The sequence below is a fragment of the Sphingobacterium corticibacterium genome (assembly GCF_004208525.1).
Taxonomy (GTDB): Bacteria; Bacteroidota; Bacteroidia; order Sphingobacteriales; family Sphingobacteriaceae; genus Sphingobacterium; species Sphingobacterium corticibacterium.
This window is the reverse complement of sequence record NZ_SGIT01000003.1, coordinates 430,282-454,318: the sequence shown is the minus strand read 5'-3', so window position 1 is coordinate 454,318 and position 24,037 is coordinate 430,282. Positions and strand designations below refer to the sequence as shown.

Below are 24,037 nucleotides of genomic sequence, written 5' to 3'. Positions count from 1 at the left end.
ATTTAAGAGATATTATAAACAAACATATGAAGCAGTGGTTTAAGGAGAATACAACGCATTTTATCATTATCGCGATATGTATCGCCTTGGTGTTTTTTTATTTTTCACCAATTTTCGGCGGTAAAACGTTGGTTCAGTCCGATGTCGTACAGGCAGTAGGCAGTCAAAAAGAGCTTTTCGATTACAAAGAAAAAGATGGGCACGCGCCCAATTGGACAAACGCGATGTTCGGCGGTATGCCGACTTACCAGATTTGGTACGAGCATGCCCATAATATAACCACGTATATTAACAAAGGCATCAGCCGTATTTTCCCGGCACCTACCGACATCGTTCTGCTTTATCTTTTGGGCGGTTATTTCCTGTTTTCGGTGTTGCGCATCAAACCCTGGCTGGCTGCCGTTGGTGCCGTAGCCCTGGCGTTTACATCCTACAACTTTATTTATATCGAGGCCGGCCACCTCAATAAAGCATACGCCATTGCCTATTTGGCACCTATCATTGGCGCGATACTATTGTGTTATCGCGGTAGCAGGCTGTGGGGGCCGGTATTGCTTACCCTGTTCCTTGCGCTGGAAATCCGTGCGAACCACATCCAGATGACCTATTATTTGTTCCTTGCGTTGCTCGTGCTTGTCGGGTTTGAGCTCTATCATACCATTCGGAACAAACAATGGAGACCTTTTTTGCAAGCGTCCGCATTTCAGCTTGGTGCCGTGGTAATAGCCGTCTTGGTCAATGCATCCGTCCTGTTTCCTACCTATGAATACAGCAAGCTCACGATTCGAGGAAAAGCCAATATCCAGAAAGTAGACGATACCAGCGGAAACGCCAGCGGTCTCGACAAGCAATACGCCTACGAATGGAGCCAAGGTGTGGGCGAAAATATCACGTTCCTGATTCCAAATGCCTATGGCGGTCGTAGTGGAGGTGTGTTAGACGGCAAATCGGAAGTAGCCAAAACCATGACTGGTCTCGGCATCCCGGAGGCGCAAGCCGCCCAGTTTGCCGGTCAACTGCCCACCTATTGGGGCGAGAAGATGTTTACCTCCGGTCCCTGGTATTTTGGGGCTGCCGTTATATTCCTGTTTATTCTGGGGTTAGTTATCGTTAAAGACCGCCTAAAATGGTGGATCCTTACCGCGACCATCCTCACCATCTTGTTGGCCTTCGGACGCCATTTTCCGTTAGTGTCCGATCTGTTTTTCGACTATTTCCCGATGTACAATAAGTTTCGGGCGGTCGAGTCGATCCTGATTATCCCGGCGATCCTGATCCCGCTCCTGGCGATTCTGACCGTCAACGAATTGTTTACACGCGCCGATCAGATTCCACAGCTCGATAAGAAAGTCCTGTATACCTTTATCGGGGTAGGTGGGTTCTGTCTACTCATCGCTTTTCTGCCAAGTTTGTTTTTGGATTTCCGAAACAGCCAGCACCAACAGTTGATTTCGTCGCTAGAGCAGGCGTTTGGCGATAAGCAAGCAGCTGGACAGGTAGCTAGCGCATTGGTGAAAGACCGTGCAGCACTCGCTACGGCAGATGCCTACCGATCTTTTTTCATCGTTCTGATTACTTTTGGGCTGATCTGGTTCTATAGTAAGAAGAAACTCAGCATGCCGCTGTTTATCGGTATATTAGGCGTTGTTATTCTTGCCGATCTGTGGTCGGTTGATAAGCGCTATCTCAACGACGACTCCTTCGTGGACAAACGTACCTCCAATACCCGGATTCCCGAGCGGGAAGTGGATCAATTGATTCGGATGGATAAAGATTTGAGCTACCGGGTCATTGATTTAACCACCAATCCGTTTTCCGATGCCCGCGCATCTTTCTATCACAAAAGTCTGGGCGGCTACCATGCCGCTAAGTTGATGCGGTTCCAGGAAGTATTGGAACATCAGTTCAATGGCGCTATGAACGAAGACGTATTGGATATGTTCAATGTGCGTTACCTGATTACGCAAAACACACAAAACGGAGCTGAACAGATTAAACGCCGAAGTACAGCTGCCGGCAATGCGTGGTTTGTAGACCGCGTTACCTTTGTCAACAGCAATGCCCAGGAGATGCAGGCCATCAGCAGCTTCGATCCGCATAAAGAAGCCTTTGTGCATGAAGAATTTAAGAATAGGCTGAATATCTCCCGTCTGGGAAAATCTGAAAATGCCGAAATCAAGCTGGTGTCGTACCATCCGGATACGTTACAATACGAATATACCTCACCTACCGATGCGTTTGCCGTTTTCTCCGAGGTATTTTATGACAAAGGCTGGAAAGCCTATATCGATGGCGAAGAGGTCCCCATTATCCGGGCAGATTATATTCTCCGCGCTTTGCAGGTACCCGGCGGCAATCATACAATTTCGTTTGTTTTTGCGCCTAAAACCATGCAGATCAGCAGTATTATTTCGTTGATCGCATCTATTATATTGGTGTTAGGCTTTGGGTTCGCTATATGGCGTGGAACGCGGAAAGCGAAAAATATCGCTTAGCGAACGCTAAAAAAATTAGTATCTTTGCCTTATGGCAACATCGATACCTTTAGCAGAGCGGATGCGCCCCAAGGGCCTTGCCGATTATATTGGACAGCGGCATATCATCGGCGAAGGCGCTGTCCTTCGGAACGCCGTAGAGCAGAAAAACATACCCTCCATGATCTTTTGGGGGCCGCCGGGTGTCGGTAAAACCAGCCTGGCCCTGCTGATTGCCCGCGAGCTCGGGCGACCGTTTTTCTCGCTGAGCGCCATCCAATCGGGGGTCAAGGATATCCGGGAGGTGATTGACAAAGCCGATAAATTATACCAGTTCAATCAAGAGCAACCGATCCTCTTTATCGATGAGATCCACCGCTTTTCCAAATCGCAACAAGATTCGCTGCTCGGGGCCGTAGAACGCGGGCTGGTGACGCTCATCGGCGCTACCACCGAAAATCCCTCCTTCGAGGTGATTTCCGCCCTGCTCTCCCGTTGTCAGGTATACGTATTGGAGCATCTCTCCGAGCAGGAATTGACCGCTATTTTGGAACAGGCTATTGCGCAGGACAGCTACTTGCAGGAACATCCCGTCCAGATCGAAGAATACGAAGCCTTGTTCCGCCTTTCCGGCGGAGACGCCCGCAAATTGCTCAATGTATTTGAGCTGGTGGTGCATGCCGCCCATGCGCAAAAGCAGCCCATCACCAATGCCTTTGTACTCAAACAAGTGCAGCAGAATATGGCGTTATATGATAAAACCGGTGAGCAGCATTACGATATCATTTCGGCTTTTATCAAGTCTATCCGGGGGAGCGACCCCAATGCGGCAGTGTATTGGCTTGCACGTATGGTAGAAGGTGGAGAAGACCCTTCTTTTATTGCCCGTCGCTTGCTTATCCTCGCATCCGAAGATATCGGCAATGCCAATCCGAACGCCCTGTTGTTAGCCAACAATTGTTTTCAGGCGGTCAACGTGATCGGCTGGCCCGAATCCCGTATTATTTTAGCACAGACCGTAACCTATCTGGCGTCGTCGGCTAAGAGCAATGCCGCCTATGAAGCTATCGGCAAAGCCCAGGCCCTCGTGCGGCAAACCGGCGATCTTCCCGTACCCTTGCACCTGCGCAATGCCCCCACCAAGCTGATGAAGGAGCTGGATTACGGTACAAAATACAAATATGCACACAGCTATCCCGGCAACTTTGTCGAACAGGAGTTTTTTCCAGATAAAATCAGCGGCACCGTGCTCTACGATCCCGGAAACAACGCCGCAGAAAATAAGATAAGGGAGTCGCTTCGCGCCAAATGGCGAGAGCGGTATCGCTATTGATTTTTTATGTTCTTTTTCTCCGCGAAAAAGAACCAAAAAGCTCGTGGCTTCGGATATTTGAGATAAGGGATAGTACGAAGGATGAATTTGTACATACCTCAAATATCCGCATGCCACATTTCTTTGTTAATAGAGGGTGGTGCAATTTACCTGTATGATTGACTTGTAAAGGTAGCGGAACCATGCAAGTCTTGACTTTTATGGATTCGTGTTTATTTTGGTATCCATGAGCTCACTTTGTTCGGTTTGTCCCCTTTTTTGTCAAGAAAAAAGGGGAAAGAAGAAAAACGTTATCTTTGTAAACTTTACAACAAATAATAAAAGAGGATGACCTTTACAGCAATAGATTTTGAACTCGCTACTGCAGCTTACACCAGCGTGTGTGCGGTCGGTATTGTAAAGGTGGAAAACGGTCAGGTTGTCGATCAGTTTCACAGTTTGGTGCGCCCGCCGGGCAACCAATACATGTGGCAGACCACGAGAGTGCATGGTATCAAACCGAAGGACACCGTGGCCGCACCGACGTTTTTGGAACTTTTCCCGACGATAGCGCAATACCTTAAAGGTAGCCACATGGTCGCACACAACGAGAAGTTTGACCGGGAAGTACTGATGAAGACGATGAAGCTGTACCAGCTCGATTACAATACCCTGCAGCTTTCACCTACCTGGGAATGTACCAGTGAGATCTATCGGCAAAAAGGATTTAAACGAACCAAGCTGAGCATCTGTTGCCGCATTATGGATATCGAGCTGCACCATCATGATCCCCTGTCCGATGCCATGGCGAGCGCACAGCTTTACCTTAAGCGGGATCAGATTACCCCTGCTTTAATAGAAAAGCACTTTCAGACACAAGAACAACCACAAGAACAACAACCCGAGATGTAACCATTATGGGAAAAATAGTAAACGTTATCCTATCCGGCGGAGTAGGCTCTAGGCTTTGGCCACTATCGCGGAAGTCGAAACCCAAGCAGTATCTGCCTATTTTTAACGAGAAATCCTTGTTTAAACTTACGATAGAGCGAAATCAAGCGGTGTGCGAGCATGTCGTTTTGGTAGGCTCCGTGCAGAATATCGATCTGGCGAAAGAAGATTTAAAAGCGGTGTCACACGATATTATCGTGGAAACCGTACCCCGGAATACAGCCGCGGCGATCGCGTTTGCGGCACTATCGCTTGCGCCGGATGATATCCTGATCGTTACCCCTTCCGACCATCTGATCGAAGGAGACGAGCAGTATTTGCAAGCCATTAAGCGCGGTATTGAGTTTGCTAAAGCGGGCGGCCTGGTCACTTTCGGTATAAACCCTACCCGGCCAGAAACAGGTTATGGCTATATCGAATCAGAAGGTAACAACGTGCTGTCCTTTCGGGAGAAACCCAACTTCGAAACCGCAAAAGATTTCCTGAAAAGCGGTAACTTCTTGTGGAATTCCGGTATATTCTGTTTTAAGGCATCCGCCTACCTGCAGGAGCTGGAGCGTTTCGATCCAAAAATATACACAGCCGCAAAAGCCGCCTTTGATGTGGCAAAAGACGGCGTATTAGACGAGGAGCTGTCGCGCAAGATCCCCTCAAAGAGTGTGGATTACGCCATTATGGAACGTAGTGATAGCATCAACGTTGTGCCGTCTTTCTTCCATTGGTCCGATATGGGGTCCTTTGATTCCTTATACGATTATCTTATTTCGAAAGGACATCCACAAGATGAGCAGGGCAATATTGTTATTGGCGAAAGCCATAAGCATACGGTCTTTCTTGGTGTACAAAACTGCGTAGTAGTCAATACAGCCGATGCGGTCTTAGTTTTGGACAAGGCATTTGCGCAAGATGTGAAACATGTTTACGAGCTATTAGAAAAAGAAAATTCTCCATTAATTTAAATATTTTTAATTAATAGTAGCGTTTAAGTGACAATAATCGTTTCGTATTTTACAATATTGGCTGTATTATTGCAGCGTGATATCGTATATGAGAAAGAGAGACGATCACCAGGGGAAATGTGTAAACAAAATTATTAATAATGTCTTTTTGGAAAAACTTATTCAAAAGAAGTACAAAACAACATGAGTCTATTGGCAGATTAGCATGGATAGGGGTAGATATGCACAACCATATCCTGCCCGGTATCGATGACGGTAGCTCGAACATTGAACAATCCTTGACGCTTATCCAAGGATTAAAAGAGTTGGGGATTCAAAAAAGTATATCCACGCCACACATCATGCATGGCGTACACGACAATACGCCGACCACGATTAAGGATGCCCATACCAAGCTCCAACAGGCCGTTGCCGATAGCGGGATGAAGTTTGGTCTTCAATACGCGGCAGAATACATGATCGATGATCAATTGGGAACATTGGTCCAGAATGAAAATCTTTGTCCGCTGCCGAATAGACATGTCCTGATCGAAATGTCCTATTTAGCAGAATCCAAGGCACTTTTTCAGACAATTAAAGATATTCAGGAAAAAGGATATCAACCTATTTTAGCCCATCCCGAGCGCTATAATTATTATCACCAGAATTTTAAAGTATATAAAGAGATCAAAGACGCAGGTTGCTTATTGCAACTTAACCTGCTGTCCATCTCCCGCTATTATGGAGAGCCCGTTAAATCGATCGCTCTTACGCTGATTAAATCCGGAATGTATGATTTAGTCGGTACCGATATGCACCATGAGAAGCACCTCCACGCCCTTAAAATGGTTGCCGCAAAATACGATACCTTCGATTTGTTGAAAGATAACCCTATAAAAAACGCCACGATATTCGAGGATAGTCAAAAGCTTGCTATTTAGGTGTTCTTTTTCCCCGCGAAAAAGAACCAAAAATCTCGTCGCTGAAAAATTTTGAAGGAGTGGATAATGCAAAAATGTTATTTCTACATATTTCAAAATTTAACTTCGTTGAGCTCGCCAAGGCTCGGTTTTGATGCGACCCTTTCGTGTTAATTAGGGGTAGTGCAAGGCCTTGATTTTTGTCGCCTTTTTATCAAGAAAAAAGGGAAAACAACTATATTAGTAAAATGAAAAAAGCCATTTTCATTACCGGCGGAGCCGGCTTCATCGGTTCCCATGTGGTTCGAGAATTTGTCAACAAATATCCCGATTACCATATCGTCAATGTGGATGCGTTGACCTATGCCGGCAATCTGGAGAACCTGAAAGATGTCGAGCACAAGCCGAATTATACCTTTGTCAAGCAAGACATCTGCGATGCCGAGGGCGTATTGGCGTTATTCCAGCGCTATCAGCCCGATGGCGTTATCCATTTGGCGGCCGAGTCGCATGTTGACCGGTCTATCACGTCGCCGACCGATTTTGTCATGACCAATGTGGTAGGTACGGTGAACCTGTTGAATGCCGCACGTGAAACATGGAAAGAGCAGCCCGAAGGCAAACGCTTCCATCACGTGTCTACCGATGAGGTGTATGGCACCCTGGGGGAAACCGGTCTGTTTACGGAGGATACTCCCTACGATCCACATTCACCCTATTCCGCGTCCAAAGCTTCTTCCGATCATTTCGTGCGCGCTTACCACGATACCTACGGCCTGCCTATCGTGATCACCAACTGTTCCAACAACTATGGGCCCAATCACTTCCCCGAGAAGCTGATCCCACTTTGTATACTCAACATCCTGCACGATAAACCCCTGCCGATTTACGGTGACGGGAAATACACGCGAGACTGGCTGTTTGTGGTGGATCATGCCCGTGGTATCGACCTCGTTTTCCATCAAGGGGAAAACGGTTCGTCCTACAATATCGGAGGTTTCAACGAATGGCAGAACATCGATTTGGTTAACGAGCTGTGCCGGCAGATGGATGAAAAACTCGATAGGGCGACCGGTACCGCCGCCCAGCTGATCACCTACGTCAAAGACCGCCCCGGGCACGACCTGCGTTATGCCATCGACGCGACGAAGATCAATACCGAACTTGGCTACGAGCCCTCGGTCACCTTCGAAGAAGGGCTATCGCAAACGATCGATTGGTTCCTGAATAACCAGCCTTGGCTGGAGCGTGTGAACTCCGGGGCATACCAACAATATTACAACAAACAGTATAAAGATAAATAAGAGATGAAGGATTTCAAATGGTCGGAATATCCTTAACGTGTATTCGTACAGAAGATAATTGTGTATATTTGTTAGGCACTTGGTAAAATGGTTCTTCTGAGCCAACCTACAATGTAAATAGTTTAGGCCGTCAGGTCAAATAAAGAACAGGAGGAAAATCAAATGGTAACTGAAGCAAGAAAACTGCATTTGATAGAGAAAGTATTAAAGATAAAGAGCGAATCAAAGCTTGCTGCAATTGAGAACTTCGTAAATCAAACGATAAAGAAGCATCGTAAATCAAAGCTAAGCATCGATGACTTCGTTGGTATCCTCTCCAAAGAGGAGGCCCATGAAATGAAAAAAGTTATTGCTGAATCTTGTGAAACAATCGACCCGGATGCTTGGAAATAACTATTTGCTGGATACTAATATCGTTATCGAGATACTTTCGGGGAATGTAAAAATCGCTGAGAAAATAAAAGAGCTCGCGGGTTTTTCATTGTGCACTACTGTTTTGGGAGAGCTGTACGTCGGAGTATACCGTGTGTCTAATAAGATTAGGCATGAAAAAACGCTTCTGGACTTTCTCGGTTATTGTGAAGTAATCCTAACAGATACCTTAACTTCGCAGAAGTTTGGTGAAATATCTGCCTTATTATACAAAAAAGGTAAGCCAATACCATCAAATGATATTTGGATAGCCTCCATTGCAATACAACATAACTTGATCCTGGTGACTCGAGATAATCACTTCAAGGAAGTAGATGGTCTCAAAATGGAGCGTTGGTAAGAGAGCCACTTTATGAAAATAATAGAAACAAAACTCTCCGGTTGTTTTATCATAGAACCGACTACATACGGCGATAGCCGCGGCTATTTCTTTGAAAGCTTTAACGAGCAGACCTTTCAGGAGCATACCGGAACGACCACACGCTTTGTGCAAGACAATCAGTCGTTTTCGACCAAAGGCGTACTCCGTGGCCTGCATGCCCAGCGCGGCGAACAGGCACAAGCCAAGCTGGTGCGCGTATTGCAAGGACGTGTGCTCGATGTCATGGTCGATGCCCGACCCGATTCTCCTACATTCGGCCAGTACGAAACCGTCGAACTCAGCGCCGAAAACAACCTGCAGGTCTTTATTCCGCGCGGCTTCCTGCACGGCTTTGTCGTTCTTTCCGATACCGCCACCTTCTTTTATAAATGTGATAACTTCTATCATAAAGAAGCCGAGTGGGGCGTGCGCTACGACGATCCCACGCTGGCGATCGACTGGCAGCTTTCACCGGAAGAATTGATTATATCCGATAAAGATCAAGCACTACCTTTTTGGGATGCTATATCTTTTAAAACGCCCCGAATCCTCATCACCGGCGGGAGCGGACAAGTCGGCCGGGCGCTGCAAAAGCAGCTGGCAGGCGAAAACTTCGACACCTTTTTTCTGGACAGCAAGCAGCTGCCGTTGGAGCAGACGATGATTATCCACGATATGCTGGGGATGTATGAACCCGATATCATTATCCACACCGCCGCCTATACTGCGGTGGATAAAGCCGAAAACGAACCCGATCGTGCGGATGCCATCAACCATCTGGCTACCGAAGAAATCGCTCAATACTGCCGTCTGCATGGCGCTAAGTTGCTGGCGATTTCTACCGATTACGTCTTCGACGGGCAATCCAGCGAGCCATTGGCCGAAGATGCGCCCACCAGGCCGTTGAATGTTTACGGCCAGACCAAGCTTAAAGGTGAGCAAGCCATACAGAAATGGGCGCCCGAGAGTATCATCATCCGCACCTCCTGGGTGTATGCCGAGCAGGGCCATAACTTTGTAAACACCATGCTGCGGCTCCTGCGCGAACGCGAAGAAGTGTCCGTCGTGAGCGATCAGATCGGTTCGCCCACCTATGCCGGCGATCTGGCCCAAGCCATCGTCGATATCCTCAAAGCTGATACCTGGCAGCCCGGTATCTACCACTACGCTAACGAAGGTCAAGTGTCGTGGTACGATTTCGCCGTAGCCATCCGCGAGCAGATCGGCGCCAGTTGCCGCATCACACCGATCCCGACTGCCCAATATCCCACACCAGCCAAACGCCCCGCTTATTCGCTGTTGGATAAAAGTAAGATAAAGCGTACATTTAACGTGGAAGTTCCTTTTTGGTTGGATAGTTTGAAGCTCGTGATAAAGTGAACAACAAAACAAAAAAATGAAAGGCATTATATTAGCCGGCGGTTCCGGCACCCGTTTACACCCCCTAACCCTTGCCGTGTCCAAGCAGCTGATGCCGGTATACGACAAGCCGATGATCTATTATCCGCTTTCCACCTTGATGCTGGCCGGTATCAACGACATCCTGCTGATTTCCACGCCGCAAGATCTGCCGAATTTTCAAAAGCTGCTAGGGGACGGGACACAGATAGGCTGCCGGATTTCCTATAAAGCGCAACCCAGTCCGGACGGGCTGGCGCAGGCCTTCCTGTTAGGCGAAGACTTTATCGGCCAAGACAAGGTTGCCCTTATTCTGGGCGACAATATCTTCTACGGTTCCGGTATGTCCAAGCTGCTTCAAGGCTGTGCCGATCCAGACGGCGGCGTCATTTTCGCCTATCCCGTTCAGGATCCCGAGCGGTATGGCGTTGTCGAGTTCAATGTCACCCAAGAAGTCGTATCCATTGAGGAAAAACCCACTGCTCCCAAATCCAACTACGCGATACCCGGACTCTATTTTTACGATAACGAGGTTGTCCGCATCGCCAAAAACATTCAGCCATCTGCCCGGGGCGAATTGGAAATAACCGATATCAATAAAGAATACCTCCGCGGAGGCAAGCTGAAAGTAGGCGTGTTCGACCGGGGTACCGCCTGGCTGGATACCGGTACGATCCAATCCCTCATGCAAGCCGGTCAGTTTATACAAGTCATCGAAGAGCGGCAGGGGATGAAGATCGGTGCTATTGAGGAAGTTGCTTACCGCATGGGTTACATCGATAAACCACAACTACTACGACTTGCAGAACCTTTGGTTAAGTCTGGTTATGGAGAATATTTAAAGCGTATTGCCGCAGGCAGATAGCCAGAAAGTGATGCTTCTTCCGCCTTAAGCAAACAGATGATATTGTTGACGTAAACGAACATATCAATAATAGACCGCGAGATGTATACACACCATATGAATTTCCGATATGATATAGCGTTTCTACGCGCCATTGCCATCCTATCCGTCGTGCTCTACCATCTGGGGCTGCCGCAATTTATAGACGGCTATATTGGAGTCGATATATTTTTCGTTCTATCTGGTTACCTGATGACCAAGATTATTTTGGCACAGCTAGATCGAGATAATTTTAGTCTGATCAGCTTCTATCGGCGTCGATTGATCCGGATCTTACCCGCTTTATTGGTATTGATTCTATTCTTTTTTATTCTCCTCTACTTCGTGTTGGGGGTAAAGCTTTACGACTTCAGTCGATTCGCCCTGTCCAGCAGTATCTTCGTTTCCAATATTTATTATTATCTATCGTCCGGCTATTTTCAGCCCGCTTCCCAGCTCAACTTCCTGCTTCATACCTGGTCGTTATCCATCGAATGGCAATTTTATATCCTATATCCACTGTTGCTTATGGCGCTCAGACGGCTAACAAATAATCATGCACGATACGATCTGTATTTTCTTTGCGGTCTGGCGCTAATATCGATTTGTTGCATGTATTATGCCGCACAAGCCAATCAATCGTTTACCTTTTATATGTTTCATACACGGGCGTGGGAGCTTGTTGCAGGCGGGATCGTGTTTCTGTGCGAGAAATCCTTTCGCGAAAAAATCCCGCAACGTGTGCGGAATGGAATGGCTATCCTTTGTGTCTTTTTACTAATGGTATCGGTAACCGGTTTGTTGAACATGCGATCAGCCGGTTGGCCCTCCCTTTTCACTATAGTTCCGGTATTCGCAACCGGTCTATTAATTTTGGCACAGTGTAATCTCCGGCTATTCCAATTTTCAGCTGTTAAATTTGTTGCAGATATTTCCTATTCTTGGTATCTCTGGCATTGGCCGCTTATTGTGTTAGGGACCTATTTTTCGCTTTCACGCCACTGGTCGTATCTTTTGGCGGTTTTCCTGCTATCTTTTGCATTGGGAGCATTGTCCTATCGATTGGTCGAAATTCGGAGTTTTTTGCGTACACCCAAAAGGCTGTTAGTGGCGGGAGTTTTGGTTATAACGACCACGTTCATGGCGACGCAACTGCCCCTTTATAGATTTTTTCCAAATCCACAAGAAGCCAATCTCGTCGCTTTTCATTATCAATATCCTCGCGAGCGCGCGGCAGCACAATATGGATTCGGAGAATCCCATCTGTTATCACGTTCCCGATTTGAAGACTTTGATACCACGCGCCTTCTCCAATTTTCTAACGACCAACGTAACTATCTCTTATTGGGCGACTGTCATGCAGGTATGTTTGCCCACACCTTACATCGATTAGCTCGCGAAAACAATGTCAACCTATTGCAAGCGACCGGCGATGATGTCTTTCCGGCGCCCGGTGTGAAGCCTATATTTGCAGGACCTACAGACCTGATGCATTATATTTACGACCGCTATCTTCCCCTATATCACGATAAGATCGATAAAGTCATCTTGTCTGCCAATTACGCCTCCTATAGTAAGCACCAAGTAGAAGACTACCTCCATGCTGTTGAGGTATACTTCGGCGAAATGGACATACCGCTGGTATATATTGGACAAACCGAAAGCTATACGGTGGAGTATCCAGCCATAGAGATACTACGCTTGAAATTCGGGATCGAACCAAGAAACTATCTGCAGACCTATCGAACTCGTGCAAACAACTTTCTTAAAACATCGAAAATCGCCGACAAATATATAGATGTGTACCACTCCCCCGCGATAAAAAGTACAAACGGAGTCGAAGGCTATATGTACGATGCCGACCATTTCTCCATCTTTGGTACAGAGCAATATAGATCGATTTTCAGCAAAAAAATATTCCACAGCGCCCCCTATTCGGATACCGACGGCTCGTAGCATACAAAACTTTTTTAATACACCAGTTGTTCTTCTAAATAAAACAATTATTATGGGAAGATTATTGCAAATTTCGATGTTAACCTATGTCACCATGCTTTTGAGTAGCTGTGGTATTGTAGAAGGAATTTTCAAAGCCGGTATGTGGACAGGCTTTCTTATCGTGGGTGCCGTTATTGCGCTTGTTATCTGGATCATCGTAAAAATAGTTGGCGGGGGCAAACGGTAAACAGCGCTTATGGATAAATTAGAAAGCTTCCAGGAAGATGTTTTGCAGGGACTGAAAGACTATCCTAAGCGATTACAGTCAAAATATTTCTATGATGAGAACGGTGCGGCTTTGTTCCAGCGTATTATGGATATGCCAGCCTACTATCTGACCGCTTGTGAGTTAGAGATTTTCCGAGATAAGACAACGGAACTGGCGGAGGTATTGCATGTCCAGCAGGAACCATTCGATCTCATCGAGCTCGGGGCCGGAGACGCAATGAAATCCAGTTTCCTGCTCGAACATCTTGTCCGGGAACAGGTAGATTTCACGTATATGCCTGTTGATATCTGTGAGCCCGTACTGCTCACGCTTTGTGATCGTCTTCAGCAAGATCTTCCCGGTCTGGAGGTCATCCCATGGCATGGCGAAAATCTGGAGATGCTACGCAAAGCTACCGAGCAATCGGATCGCCGAAAGATCGTTTTGTTTCTCGGAAGCAACATCGGCAATATGGAGCTCGACGAGGCACACGGCTTCTGCAGGTCGGTGAGTCGACGGCTGAAAGCAGACGATATGATGTTAATCGGCTTCGATTTGCAAAAAAATCCACATACGGTTCTCGAGGCATACAATGACAAGGAGGGGATTACGGGCGCGTTTAATCTCAATTTGCTCGAACGAATTAACCGGGAATTGCATGCTGATTTTAACACAACCGCGTTTCAGCATTATCAGGCATACGATCCTATTGATGGCGGTTGCCGCAGCTATTTAGTAAGCCTGGCCGATCAAAAGGTACATATCGGGGAAGAATGTATCCCGTTTGTGATCAACGAACCTATTGCCGTAGAAATTTCCCGAAAATATACAACAACAGAAATCGACCGGATGGCTATCGAATGCGGCTTTGCGCCCATAGCGCAGATTGCCGACAGTAAAAATTGGTTTGTAGATGCTATCTGGCACATCAAATAAGAAAGACAGATATGGAACAAACTACCTCTACCTATATACCTGAAGACCTATTAACACAATATACCACGGTACGGAATTATACCCAATTCCTATGCGAACCGCTGGAAGTAGAGGACTACGTCGTGCAGCCCGTCGCACATGTCAGTCCACCCAAATGGCATTTAGGGCATACTACCTGGTTTTTCGAGACCTTTATACTTAGCGTGTACGCGCCAGGCTATCAAGTCTTTAATGACCAATACAATTATGTGTTCAATAGTTATTATGAAACGGTTGGTGCCCGGGTAGTGCGTACGGATAGAGGTAACCTGAGCCGGCCATCGGTAGCAGATGTATACCATTACCGTACCTATGTTGACGAGCAGATGGAAGCTTTTCTGCGCCAAGCAACAATTACGGAAGAGGTGGCAAAGCTGCTGGTACTAGGGCTCAATCACGAACAGCAACATCAGGAACTGTTGCTTACCGATATCAAGTATATTTTAGGGCACAATCCACTTTTTCCGCGGTATGCAGAGGGTTTGGAGCGTGAGAAAATTTCTGCTGAAGAGCTTATTATGCTCCCGATACCGGGAGGGCAGTTTGAAATTGGCTTTCAGGGCAGCGGATTTTGTTACGATAACGAACTCCATCGACATACAACCTATCTTCACGGATATGCGATTTCTAACCGTTTGGTTACCAACGGAGAATATCTAGATTTTATAGCAGACGGCGGTTATCAGGATTTCAGATACTGGCATGCTGAAGGCTGGGATTGGGTCAAAGCACACGGGATCAAAGCGCCATTATATTGGCATCTGTTGGATGGGCAGCATATGTATTATACACTGCAGGGATTAGCGCCAGTCAATCCAGATGCAGCCGTCTGCCACATCAATTTCTATGAAGCCTCCGCCTACGCTGCCTGGAGCGGGATGCGCCTTCCCACTGAAGCGGAATGGGAAGTTGCTTCCAGTCAATTCGAATGGGGAGAGCGATGGGAATGGACAGGTAGTGCCTATTTACCCTACCCCGGTTTTGAGAAAGCAGCAGGTGCGGTGGGGGAATACAACGGAAAGTTTATGGTAAACCAAATGGTATTGCGAGGTGCTTCCATCGCCACATCCCCCCGCCATAGCAGACCTAGCTACCGAAATTTCTTCCATGCCGAACATCAATGGCAGTTTACAGGAATCCGTTTGTGTGCGTCTTCATCGTCCTGAGAACGAAATATAGCCGTCTAATATTCTGATTATCAGGACGTATAGATGTGTCCCCAGTTTGTCCCCCCGCTGCTATTGTCAATCTTTTTAAAAATTCTGTCCTTTGCAGCTTGATAGAAAAATACCTAATAATGGGTATTTTTTTAAAAAAACAAACTATATATCTTAGCCCATGTAAAAATTATTCGGAAAAAATGAAAAAATTACACTATGATACGTTAATAATTGAAGATTTCATACAAAATTAACACGATGTATGTTTGATTTCAAATAAAATAACTACATTTGTGGTCTACAATCTACAACACACGCACTTGGGGGGTGGCGAAAGCCACCCAGCACCAACAGTTTTGATTATTAATCAAAAAAATTGTGAAGGAAGCTGTTGGTGTCAAGGATGAAAAACAAAAGGTATTAACTTAAACAAAATTAAAGAAAAGAAAGACTAATCGGTAACTATTGATTCCCAGGCTACAGCTTGATGCACATATCGAGGTTTATGTAAATAGCATAAAGAATGCTACAGTGGAATTTTATGCTCTATCATTATCGTATTAGGATAATAAACGTTTTATTATGTTCTCACTTCAACTTTTTGGTTTAATCTAATCCTTTTAGGCATTACAATGAACAACTAATTTAAAAGGTATGCATAGATATGTCCAAAATCGCGTGCTGGTGTACTTGAAGATGCTGCTGGTCTTAACCGACGCACTCTGTTTAAACATCGTTTTCGTGACTGCTTTTTGGCTTGTCACCACAGCAGGCTGGGTTAACGCACAAGAAGTTATCACCAGCAATTATTACTCCCTCTGGACGACGTTCAATCTCGTCGCCATCGGTCCCTCCCTCTACTTTCGCTTGTATGAAAACAACACCATCGAGCGTTTGGAGAACGTTTTCCGCCAAACCTATCGCACGGTGTTGACCCTGCTCGTTGCCTTTGCTGTCTGCGTGCTGATCGGTCATCATTTTGCCGGTGTTTGGTATTTTTTGGGAGCCATTGTTTTACTGCTAACGGTATACGTCGGTCTTTCCCGCTTTGCCCTCACTTATGTGTATACGGTGCTACCTAAGCGCTTCCGTTGGAGCAAAAGCATTGCCCTGATCGGCCATAACGACTATCTTGCGGCAGTGCAAGGCAGCTTCGGGCAAGATCACGCCTTTTACCATGTCAATACGATCAAATATTACGATGAAGTAGAGCAGCGGACCAAAGAAGAGAAAGTTGCCCAATTTCGCCGGTATTTTGAAGAAGTTACCAAGCTCGGTATACACGATGTCTTTCTGGTCAGTACACCCGATATCAATACCTACAGCAAGGAGCTGATCATGGAAGCCAACCACCAGTGTGTGCAGCTTAATTTTGTGCCCGCCGTTACTGCTACCCTCTCTTACGGGATGACGAAGAGCGAAGCGGTCAGCGTAGATCTTCCGGTGATCCGTTCGCACGAAGATTCCCTTTCCACGATGGAAAACCGTATCAAAAAGCGTATTGTAGATCTGTTAATCTCCGGTTTCGTGTTGGTATTTATCCTAAGTTGGATGGTGCCGCTTATCGGTTTGATTATCAAGTTGCAAAGCCCCGGACCTATTTTCTTCAAGCAACCCCGGTCTGGTCGGAATAACCAAACCTTTGGCTGCTACAAATTCCGCAGTATGGTGGTTAACAAAGACTCCAATAAAGCACAGGCGACGAAAGACGATAAACGTATCACGCCGATCGGCAAGTTCCTTCGAAAAACAAATTTGGACGAATTTCCGCAGTTTATCAATGTCTTTTTGGGGCAGATGACAGTTGTTGGGCCACGCCCGCATATGCTCTCCCATACCGAGCATTATAGCAAACTGATCCAGCATTATATGGTGCGCCATTTTGTAAAACCCGGTATCACCGGCTGGGCACAGGTCAACGGCTATCGGGGCGAAACAAAAGATCCGAAATTGATGGCCAAGCGTGTCGAATACGATTTAGAATATATTACGAACTGGTCCAGCATGTTGGATTTTAAAATTGTTTTCATGACCGCCTTAAATATGTTACGTGGCGAAAAGAATGCTTATTAATTAATATATGTTTTTTACTCTACAGCACAAAATAAAAATTATGAAAGTCAGATTTATCCAAGTTTTCGTGATGCTCAGCAGTTTTTTCACGTTAGCCGCACTCTCTGGAGCACAGGCTGGCGAACAGCGTGACAGCATCCCTGAGTCAGCCTATTCACATGGCTATCCTTATCCCGTAGCACTAGGTGTCCACATGGGAACCACCGGTGTGGGTCTACATCTTTACCAGCCGCTAGGCGCCAAGTTTGGCCTGCGTGTCGGCGCCAGTTACATGCCGTTCAACACGCAAATTGCAGGCACCTACAACAACTATGCGACGCGTAGTAATGTCAACGCCAAGTCCGGCAATGTATCGCTGACTTTCGGTTGGACACCGTTTGCACAAGGCAGCGGATTTTTCCGCAGCTTCAACGTTCAAGCGGGCGGTGCTTACTTTTATAAGTTGGATGGCGAGCTAACCACCCGTTTGCGTGATCCGTATAAATTCGGCGAAATCAACGTACACCCTGATCATGTCGGAACGATTACCACCGATGTGGAATGGAAAAAAACGGTCAATCCCTATGCCGGTATCGGCTGGAGCAACATCGTGATCGATAGCCGCTTCTCTATGCACATCGACCTGGGCTGCTATTACCTCTCGAAGCCAAGCGTGTCGATGCAAGCCACCGGATTGTTGGAAGAGAACGTTAGCAACGCTGCTACAATTGAGCGTAATATAAAGAATTACCGGTATTTACCACGCGTAGAGTTTGGTTTCAGTTATCGGTTTTGGTAGGGATATACAAGAAAAATAGCAAGACGATGAAAATGAAGAAATTAGCAATATATACCTTAATGGTAGCCCTTTTTGGCGGCGTTTCCTCCTGCGAGAACCCGTTAAAAGACTTTAACCTACAGATCAGTACAGAGGTTATCGAAAATTATGTGACCTTGCGCGTCGTAGACGCCGATGGCGCCAACGTATCTGGTGTCTCTGTAGCCCTTGTCTCCGGCGATACCGAAGATATTTACAATATGAACGGGTACAAGGATTTTAAACTGACCGATAACCTGATTACCCTAGGTGTGGATCCGGCACGTACAGCGACGGCCAATAACCCGATTCGGTTCCGTGTGCAATTCAGTGCGCCCGGCTATACCACACAAACCGTTCCTGTAGCCATTACCGATGCGTCTGCCGGTATACAGACGGTGGTACTTATCAAGCCTACCGAAGTACCTGATGGTGCGGAAGAAGTAGTGGAGAACGTTGATTTGAATCCGGATGGATCAACAGCGGCCGAAACAACAGTAGCATTACCTTCTGCAACGGGGACCGGCGATATGACGTTGACGATTCCAAGTGGTACCCAATTTAGAGATGCGAACGGTACGGTAATCACTGGTACCAATGTACAGATTGTCGTGACCAGTATCGATGCGAACAATGAAGATGCTGTCGTGCTTTTACCGGGTGGTGACCTGCGTGCAGATCAAGTCGTGCTAGATGGCGGTGCTACTGCGTCGGGAACATTCAGCCCAGCAGCCGTTGCCGATATCCGGATGTTGGTTAATGGCGTACAAGTACGACAGTTTAGCCATCCGTTGGTGGTGAGCATGCCTGTGCCTGCGAGCTATGTGAGCCCGATCACCGGACAACCACTTGCTGCCGGAACGGTGTTTCAGGTCTTCAGTAACAGTGGCGATGGTGTTTGGCGGTTCGAGCAAAACAGTACCGTTACTGGTTCTGCGTCTACCGGCTACCGCGTGAGCTTCGCGATCGACCACTTAACCTTCTATATGGCTGGGGAGTTTGCAGAAGCTTGTTCATCAGCACGCGTTATCAATTTATCGGGCGATTGGATGACGAACGGTACAACCGCTGCTGTTAGGGTAGAAGCCGTATGGGGCGGAAAAGTGATTGCTAGCGGACAATATTCGATCAACGCCAGCAACAATAGCATCAGTTTGACAAATGTTCCTGTGACAGGCGTTAAGATCGTCGTGCGTAAAGAAGATGGCAACATCTTGGCGGAAAGTGATTTGGCAGCCTGTGGTCAAACTACGGCTATCCAATTGCCGAATCCAAGTGATGCAACAAGCACTACCTCTACGCTACAGCTGTATGTACGTTGTCCTGGACAAACAAGCGTTATCACCTTATTGCCGACCTTCCAGCTATTCTACCGCGAAGTTGGTACAACCGAATTTAAGTATTTAGGATCGGTAAGCAACGGATACCTACGCACCACCTCGCTCAAGACAGACGGTACGAAATACGATTTCAAAGCCATCTGGAACGAGCGCGTGAAAATCGTAAACGATCATACCGTTACCGAAGACAACACCGCTACAGTAGGTACAGCACAGGGCGATATCCTAGGAGACCATGTGCCTTTGACCAACTTGGCTATCCTAACGGAAGAATGTAATAAGCTGTAAAAGCAGCCATAAGATAATGAAGAGCTCAAGTGTAAGCTTGTGATTGTAGGGAAATACTCCGGCCGGGCGAGCTGGCCGGGTATTTCTATTTTTCACAGGTAAATCGAAAGCATTTCCAACATCGAGAAATAAAGTCATGTGGACTATTTTTAACCGAAAACGCCAATACCCAGATCTGCAATGGATGCACGTGGATATGCATTCACACATCTTGCCGGGTCTTGACGATGGTTGCGAAAACGTGGAGCAGAGCGTAGCACTATTGAGCCGCTTGGAGCAACTCGGGTTAAAGAAGTTCTATTTCACACCGCATATCCTACACGATATGTATCCCAATACGGCCGAGACCATCGGCGGCGCTTTCCATAGATTACGTCAGGAAGGTGTTGAACAGCTCGCGGCAGGGTATGCCGCCGAGTATATGGTCGATATGGCCTTTGATCAGCAGCTTGCGCGCAATCCGCGTCACCTGCTCTGTTTACCTGGTGGGCATATCTTGATTGAGATGTCTTATATAGAAGAAAGTAAACTGATCGAAAAGATCGCGTTCGATCTGCAGATGGAGGGGTATATTCCCATCCTGGCACATCCAGAGCGGTATCTCTTTTATCATCGTGATCCAAAAAAAATCGAACGCTTCCAGGATATCGGCTGCCTGTTGCAGCTTAACCTACTGTCGTTGTTAGGTTATTATGGACGCAACGAACGCCGGGTAGCGAAATATCTGTTGGAAAAGGGCATGATTAATCTTGTCGGTACCGACGTGCATCATGAACGGCATGTACGTGCGCTGGAGATAGGGCTACAACAAGAAGATATCCGTTCCCATTTTAAACATTGCGAGATATTAAACAAAGAACTTTTTAGTGGGGTCACCACGTAAAAATAAACACAACAACAAACTACAATACAACTACAATCTACAATCAACAAGTTTAAATAATGAAAAAATTAATGAAAAGACCAACCTTTTCGCGATGGGGATTCTTCCCGCTCGTGTTGTTGTTGCTGATTAGCAGCTGTTCGGTCAAGAAAATCGTATATTTCAACGATCTTCCCGCCGATACGACCCACATCCTTAAACAAGCCGCAGCCTTTACCGAGCCGGTGATTCAATCTGATGATATATTAAGTATAACCATTCAGACCTTGGATCCATCTACTGCTGCCGTCGCCAACCAAGCGGTAGCAGTACAAGCCGTAGGTGCCAGTTCCGCAACGAATGTAGGGAGTCAGGTGGTTTCCGGATTTTTGGTAGATAAGGACGGCTACGTCCATATGGCTTTGATTGGCAAGGTGGAGGTCAAAGGGTTGACCACTTATCAAGCACGGGAACGTATCACGTTGTTAGCCAGTCAATACTATAAAAATCCGACCGTGCAAGTACGCTTTGCGAATTTTAAAGTCACGGTGTTAGGCGAGGTGACCCGTCCAGCGACCTATACGGTGCCAAACGAGAAAGTAACGGTTTTTGACGCATTAGGTTTAGCCGGTGATATGACCATCTACGGTAAGCGCGAAAACGTATTATTGATTAGGGAAAAGGGTGAAAAAAAAGAATTGGTTCGGCTGAATCTGAACGATAGCGAACTGTTGCAATCCCCTTATTTCTATTTGCGACAGAACGATGTGATTTATATAGAGCCAGGCAAGGCGAAGGCAGCAGCAAACAATGCGGCGAGAACGCAGACTTATGCTATTATCGGCTCTATTTTGTCTGTATTAATCATTGCTGTCTCACGCTTGTAGTTCAATACCTACTGAAACGTAATAATTCTTTAATAAATGAGTAAGAAAAATATAGATTGGGACGAGGAGTTCGATCTCGAAGAACCGAAATCAGATAATAAAGAGCTGCTTCGTTTCGTTGGTCGCATCCTTTCAAACTGGTATTGGTTTGTTTTGTGTGGGGTTATCGGCTTAATGATTGCATTTGCGTATTTACGATATACGGTTCCAGCCTACAAAATTCATGCTAAGTTACTAGTCTCTGATGATAAAAAAGGGAGCGGTATGTTGTCTTCTTCGGCTTTAGGGGATTTGTCCAGTTTAATGGGGACGAAAAATTCCGTAGATAACGAGGTGGAGGTGTTGCGAACGGCAGATTTGATGAGAGAGATGGTGTTAGCTGAAACGGCATATATCGCTTATTTCAAGCAGGGAAGAGTACATGATGTGCCAGTCATGTCCACACCTTTTTTGGTGACCTTGTTAAGCGATCCAGATTCAGTTGCGTTTGGGTATAGTTTAGATGTAAATCCCGTAGACGAAAATATTGCGGAGTTATCAAGTCCCGATACCCTATTCCGTGTACAGTGGGATGAACCGTTTAGTTTGCCATTAGCTGGTCTTTTGCGAATTGAACGAATAAAAATGCCACCTACGAAGGAAAGCTATGGCTTTCGGATAACACCGGTACGGGATGTTGTGGAAAATTTTGGTGAAGCGTTGACGGTGGAGGTGACAAATAAAAATGTTTCCACAATCGACTTAACGTTAGAACATAAATTGCCAAAGCGAGGGGAACAAATGTTAACCACCTTGATTGATAAATATGTTGAACTCAATTTACATGATAAGAATGTTATCGCTGATTCGACATTATCTTTTATCAATGCACGCCTTTCCAAGATTACCGACGAGCTAGCCGGTGTAGAAGACCGCATTTCGGGATATAAGAGACAAAATCAATTAGCAGATATATCGCAGCAAGGTAGGGTGCTCATCGAGAGTTCAGCAGATTATACGCAGAAATTGGCAGAGGTAGAAACTCAACTAGCTGCCGTGGATGCGGTAGCCAGTTATTTAAAAGATACACAACATCCCCGTGTCGTACCTTCAGCGGTTATTCCTCAAGATGTTGGGTTTAACGCGTTGATCCAGCGATATAACGAATTGGTGTTGCAACGAGAGCGCTTGCTATTGGCTAATACAGAAGACAATCCGCTCGTACAAAACATTACAGCTCAGATTGCTGGCGTACGTCAAGATATGATCGCCAATGTAGCGTCCACACGTCGTCAGTTAGAACTGGCGAAGCAAAGCCAACAAGAATTAGCAAATAGCGTATCCTCTCAGATTACGCAGGTGCCGACGATAGAACGTGGCTATATTGATTTGGCACGTCTACAACAAATCAAGCAAGCACAGTATATTTTCCTACAAGAAAAATGGGAGGAAACAGCGATCGGTCGTACAGCGAATGTATCCAATTCCAAAGTAATTGATTCGCCAAAAGCAGAGAAGAAACCTTTCTCGCCAAGACGGAAAGTAATTTATGCAGTTTTTGTGTTTATTGGTTTAGCAATACCGTTAGCAGTTTTCTACCTGCGCGATTTATTAAATGTTCGTGTGCGTAGTTTGGAAGATATCGAGAAGGGGACACAGCTTCCAGTCTTAGGTATGGTTGCCCATTCCGATGAAGAACAGCAGGTCGTTGTTTCCAAAACTTCGCGCTCGGCCATTGCAGAGCAGTTTCGGGCTATGCGAACGAATTTAGAGTTTTCGTTAAATGGTGGGAAAACCATTTTATTTACGTCCTCCATGTCGGGAGAAGGGAAATCCTATGTGGCACTGAATCTCGCTGTTTCACTGGCACTCTTGGACAAGAAGGTGCTGTTGATGGAACTAGATTTGCGGAAACCCTCAATTACTGCAAAATTGGGGCTTCCCGCAGGTAAAGGTTTCTCCCATTACATTGTTCGTTCGGAAATGCAGGTAGATGAAATTGTCATGTCCTCCGGTGTTCACGAAAATGTAGATTTGGTACAGGCAGGAGCCATTCCTCCCAATCCAGCAGAATTGTTGATTCACCCACGAGCAGCAGAACTTATGGAGGCATTAACGCAACGCTATGACTATATTTTAATGGACGCTCCTCCTGTAGGGATGGTGACAGATGCACAGCTCTTATCCCGCTATGCAGATATCTGTCTGTACTTGGTACGGCAGGGACACACCTATAAAGAACAATTGCGTATACCAAGTAATTTGGTGACACAAAATAAAATCAAACCGATACAATTGATCATTAACGATATCCAGGCGAGAGGAGGCTATTACCAGAATTACGGTTACGGTTATGGTTACGGCTATGGTTATGGCTACGGCGAGTATGGAAACATACGAAAAAGCAAATGGTGGAACATAAGGAAGAGGAACTGATCAAGTTTAAAGTAATAAATATCTAGATTAACATTTACATTGGAAACGAGTAACAAGAGGAT

At 46.2% G+C, this 24,037-nt stretch carries 20 protein-coding genes; all 20 read left to right on the top strand.

Annotated features, from left to right (window positions below):
• Nucleotides 1-26 precede the first annotated feature (26 nt).
• Nucleotides 27-2,495, top strand: a complete 2,469-nt coding sequence (locus EWE74_RS16755; RefSeq protein WP_130142801.1) for a YfhO family protein — start codon at nt 27-29, stop codon at nt 2,493-2,495.
• Between the two features lie 31 nt (nt 2,496-2,526).
• On the top strand, nt 2,527-3,807 hold the full coding sequence (locus EWE74_RS16750) for a replication-associated recombination protein A (RefSeq protein ID WP_130142800.1): 1,281 nt from the start codon (nt 2,527-2,529) through the stop codon (nt 3,805-3,807).
• A 327-nt stretch (nt 3,808-4,134) separates the two neighbouring features.
• Nucleotides 4,135-4,698: a 3'-5' exonuclease gene (locus tag EWE74_RS16745; protein WP_130142799.1), complete on the top strand. Its 564-nt coding sequence runs from the start codon at nt 4,135-4,137 to the stop codon at nt 4,696-4,698.
• A 5-nt stretch (nt 4,699-4,703) separates the two neighbouring features.
• Complete coding sequence (locus tag EWE74_RS16740) at nt 4,704-5,696, top strand: mannose-1-phosphate guanylyltransferase (protein WP_130142798.1); 993 nt, start codon at nt 4,704-4,706, stop codon at nt 5,694-5,696.
• A 140-nt stretch (nt 5,697-5,836) separates the two neighbouring features.
• Nucleotides 5,837-6,616 carry a tyrosine-protein phosphatase gene (locus EWE74_RS16735; RefSeq protein ID WP_130142797.1) on the top strand — a complete coding sequence of 260 codons (780 nt, stop codon included), beginning with the start codon at nt 5,837-5,839 and terminating at the stop codon, nt 6,614-6,616.
• A 227-nt stretch (nt 6,617-6,843) separates the two neighbouring features.
• Nucleotides 6,844-7,899 carry a dTDP-glucose 4,6-dehydratase gene (rfbB, locus tag EWE74_RS16730; protein WP_130142796.1) on the top strand — a complete coding sequence of 352 codons (1,056 nt, stop codon included), beginning with the start codon at nt 6,844-6,846 and terminating at the stop codon, nt 7,897-7,899.
• A 162-nt stretch (nt 7,900-8,061) separates the two neighbouring features.
• Nucleotides 8,062-8,292, top strand: a complete 231-nt coding sequence (locus tag EWE74_RS16725; RefSeq protein ID WP_130142795.1) for a hypothetical protein — start codon at nt 8,062-8,064, stop codon at nt 8,290-8,292.
• Nucleotides 8,279-8,671, top strand: a complete 393-nt coding sequence (locus tag EWE74_RS16720; RefSeq protein ID WP_130142794.1) for a type II toxin-antitoxin system VapC family toxin — start codon at nt 8,279-8,281, stop codon at nt 8,669-8,671. The genes EWE74_RS16725 and EWE74_RS16720 overlap by 14 nt, the downstream gene beginning before the upstream one ends.
• Before the next feature lie 12 nt (nt 8,672-8,683).
• Nucleotides 8,684-10,072, top strand: a complete 1,389-nt coding sequence (rfbD, locus tag EWE74_RS21505; RefSeq protein WP_317125967.1) for a dTDP-4-dehydrorhamnose reductase — start codon at nt 8,684-8,686, stop codon at nt 10,070-10,072.
• Nucleotides 10,073-10,088: 16 nt separating this feature from the next.
• The gene (rfbA, locus tag EWE74_RS16705) at nt 10,089-10,955 is read left to right on the top strand and encodes a glucose-1-phosphate thymidylyltransferase RfbA (RefSeq protein ID WP_130142793.1); all 867 of its coding nucleotides are present in this window, start codon (nt 10,089-10,091) and stop codon (nt 10,953-10,955) included.
• A gap of 81 nt (nt 10,956-11,036) precedes the next feature.
• Nucleotides 11,037-12,929, top strand: a complete 1,893-nt coding sequence (locus EWE74_RS16700; RefSeq protein ID WP_130142792.1) for an acyltransferase family protein — start codon at nt 11,037-11,039, stop codon at nt 12,927-12,929.
• A 52-nt stretch (nt 12,930-12,981) separates the two neighbouring features.
• The gene (locus EWE74_RS21130) at nt 12,982-13,158 is read left to right on the top strand and encodes a hypothetical protein (protein ID WP_165384752.1); all 177 of its coding nucleotides are present in this window, start codon (nt 12,982-12,984) and stop codon (nt 13,156-13,158) included.
• A gap of 9 nt (nt 13,159-13,167) precedes the next feature.
• Complete coding sequence (locus EWE74_RS16695) at nt 13,168-14,115, top strand: L-histidine N(alpha)-methyltransferase (RefSeq protein WP_130142791.1); 948 nt, start codon at nt 13,168-13,170, stop codon at nt 14,113-14,115.
• A gap of 11 nt (nt 14,116-14,126) precedes the next feature.
• Nucleotides 14,127-15,320 carry an ergothioneine biosynthesis protein EgtB gene (gene egtB / locus EWE74_RS16690; RefSeq protein WP_130142790.1) on the top strand — a complete coding sequence of 398 codons (1,194 nt, stop codon included), beginning with the start codon at nt 14,127-14,129 and terminating at the stop codon, nt 15,318-15,320.
• A gap of 648 nt (nt 15,321-15,968) precedes the next feature.
• A complete protein-coding gene (locus EWE74_RS16685) occupies nt 15,969-17,387 on the top strand; it encodes an exopolysaccharide biosynthesis polyprenyl glycosylphosphotransferase (protein WP_130142789.1) in 1,419 nt (472 codons plus the stop codon).
• A gap of 40 nt (nt 17,388-17,427) precedes the next feature.
• The gene (locus EWE74_RS16680; protein WP_130142788.1) at nt 17,428-18,165 is read left to right on the top strand and encodes a hypothetical protein; all 738 of its coding nucleotides are present in this window, start codon (nt 17,428-17,430) and stop codon (nt 18,163-18,165) included.
• 26 nt (nt 18,166-18,191) lie between these two features.
• Nucleotides 18,192-19,811, top strand: a complete 1,620-nt coding sequence (locus EWE74_RS16675; RefSeq protein ID WP_130142787.1) for a hypothetical protein — start codon at nt 18,192-18,194, stop codon at nt 19,809-19,811.
• 136 nt (nt 19,812-19,947) lie between these two features.
• Nucleotides 19,948-20,694: a tyrosine-protein phosphatase gene (locus EWE74_RS16670; RefSeq protein ID WP_130142786.1), complete on the top strand. Its 747-nt coding sequence runs from the start codon at nt 19,948-19,950 to the stop codon at nt 20,692-20,694.
• Nucleotides 20,695-20,765: 71 nt separating this feature from the next.
• The gene (locus EWE74_RS16665) at nt 20,766-21,560 is read left to right on the top strand and encodes a polysaccharide biosynthesis/export family protein (protein WP_130142785.1); all 795 of its coding nucleotides are present in this window, start codon (nt 20,766-20,768) and stop codon (nt 21,558-21,560) included.
• A gap of 36 nt (nt 21,561-21,596) precedes the next feature.
• The gene (locus tag EWE74_RS16660; RefSeq protein WP_130142784.1) at nt 21,597-23,975 is read left to right on the top strand and encodes a GumC family protein; all 2,379 of its coding nucleotides are present in this window, start codon (nt 21,597-21,599) and stop codon (nt 23,973-23,975) included.
• Nucleotides 23,976-24,037: the final 62 nt, after the last annotated feature.

Bases quoted from the DNA above. Each gene is read 5' to 3' on its own strand.
- EWE74_RS16665 (WP_130142785.1), top strand. From the start codon at position 20,766: ATGAAAAGACCAACCTTTTCGCGATGGGGATTCTTCCCGCTCGTGTTG.
- EWE74_RS16750 (WP_130142800.1), top strand. From the start codon at position 2,527: ATGGCAACATCGATACCTTTAGCAGAGCGGATGCGCCCCAAGGGCCTT.
- EWE74_RS16740 (WP_130142798.1), top strand. From the start codon at position 4,704: ATGGGAAAAATAGTAAACGTTATCCTATCCGGCGGAGTAGGCTCTAGG.
- EWE74_RS16700 (WP_130142792.1), top strand. From the start codon at position 11,037: ATGTATACACACCATATGAATTTCCGATATGATATAGCGTTTCTACGC.
- EWE74_RS16725 (WP_130142795.1), top strand. From the start codon at position 8,062: ATGGTAACTGAAGCAAGAAAACTGCATTTGATAGAGAAAGTATTAAAG.
- egtB (WP_130142790.1), top strand. From the start codon at position 14,127: ATGGAACAAACTACCTCTACCTATATACCTGAAGACCTATTAACACAA.
- EWE74_RS16670 (WP_130142786.1), top strand. From the start codon at position 19,948: ATGTGGACTATTTTTAACCGAAAACGCCAATACCCAGATCTGCAATGG.
- EWE74_RS16685 (WP_130142789.1), top strand. From the start codon at position 15,969: ATGCATAGATATGTCCAAAATCGCGTGCTGGTGTACTTGAAGATGCTG.
- EWE74_RS16735 (WP_130142797.1), top strand. From the start codon at position 5,837: ATGTCTTTTTGGAAAAACTTATTCAAAAGAAGTACAAAACAACATGAG.
- rfbB (WP_130142796.1), top strand. From the start codon at position 6,844: ATGAAAAAAGCCATTTTCATTACCGGCGGAGCCGGCTTCATCGGTTCC.
- rfbA (WP_130142793.1), top strand. From the start codon at position 10,089: ATGAAAGGCATTATATTAGCCGGCGGTTCCGGCACCCGTTTACACCCC.
- EWE74_RS16695 (WP_130142791.1), top strand. From the start codon at position 13,168: ATGGATAAATTAGAAAGCTTCCAGGAAGATGTTTTGCAGGGACTGAAA.
- rfbD (WP_317125967.1), top strand. From the start codon at position 8,684: ATGAAAATAATAGAAACAAAACTCTCCGGTTGTTTTATCATAGAACCG.
- EWE74_RS16755 (WP_130142801.1), top strand. From the start codon at position 27: ATGAAGCAGTGGTTTAAGGAGAATACAACGCATTTTATCATTATCGCG.
- EWE74_RS16675 (WP_130142787.1), top strand. From the start codon at position 18,192: ATGAAAATGAAGAAATTAGCAATATATACCTTAATGGTAGCCCTTTTT.
- EWE74_RS16720 (WP_130142794.1), top strand. From the start codon at position 8,279: ATGCTTGGAAATAACTATTTGCTGGATACTAATATCGTTATCGAGATA.
- EWE74_RS16680 (WP_130142788.1), top strand. From the start codon at position 17,428: ATGAAAGTCAGATTTATCCAAGTTTTCGTGATGCTCAGCAGTTTTTTC.
- EWE74_RS21130 (WP_165384752.1), top strand. From the start codon at position 12,982: ATGGGAAGATTATTGCAAATTTCGATGTTAACCTATGTCACCATGCTT.
- EWE74_RS16660 (WP_130142784.1), top strand. From the start codon at position 21,597: ATGAGTAAGAAAAATATAGATTGGGACGAGGAGTTCGATCTCGAAGAA.
- EWE74_RS16745 (WP_130142799.1), top strand. From the start codon at position 4,135: ATGACCTTTACAGCAATAGATTTTGAACTCGCTACTGCAGCTTACACC.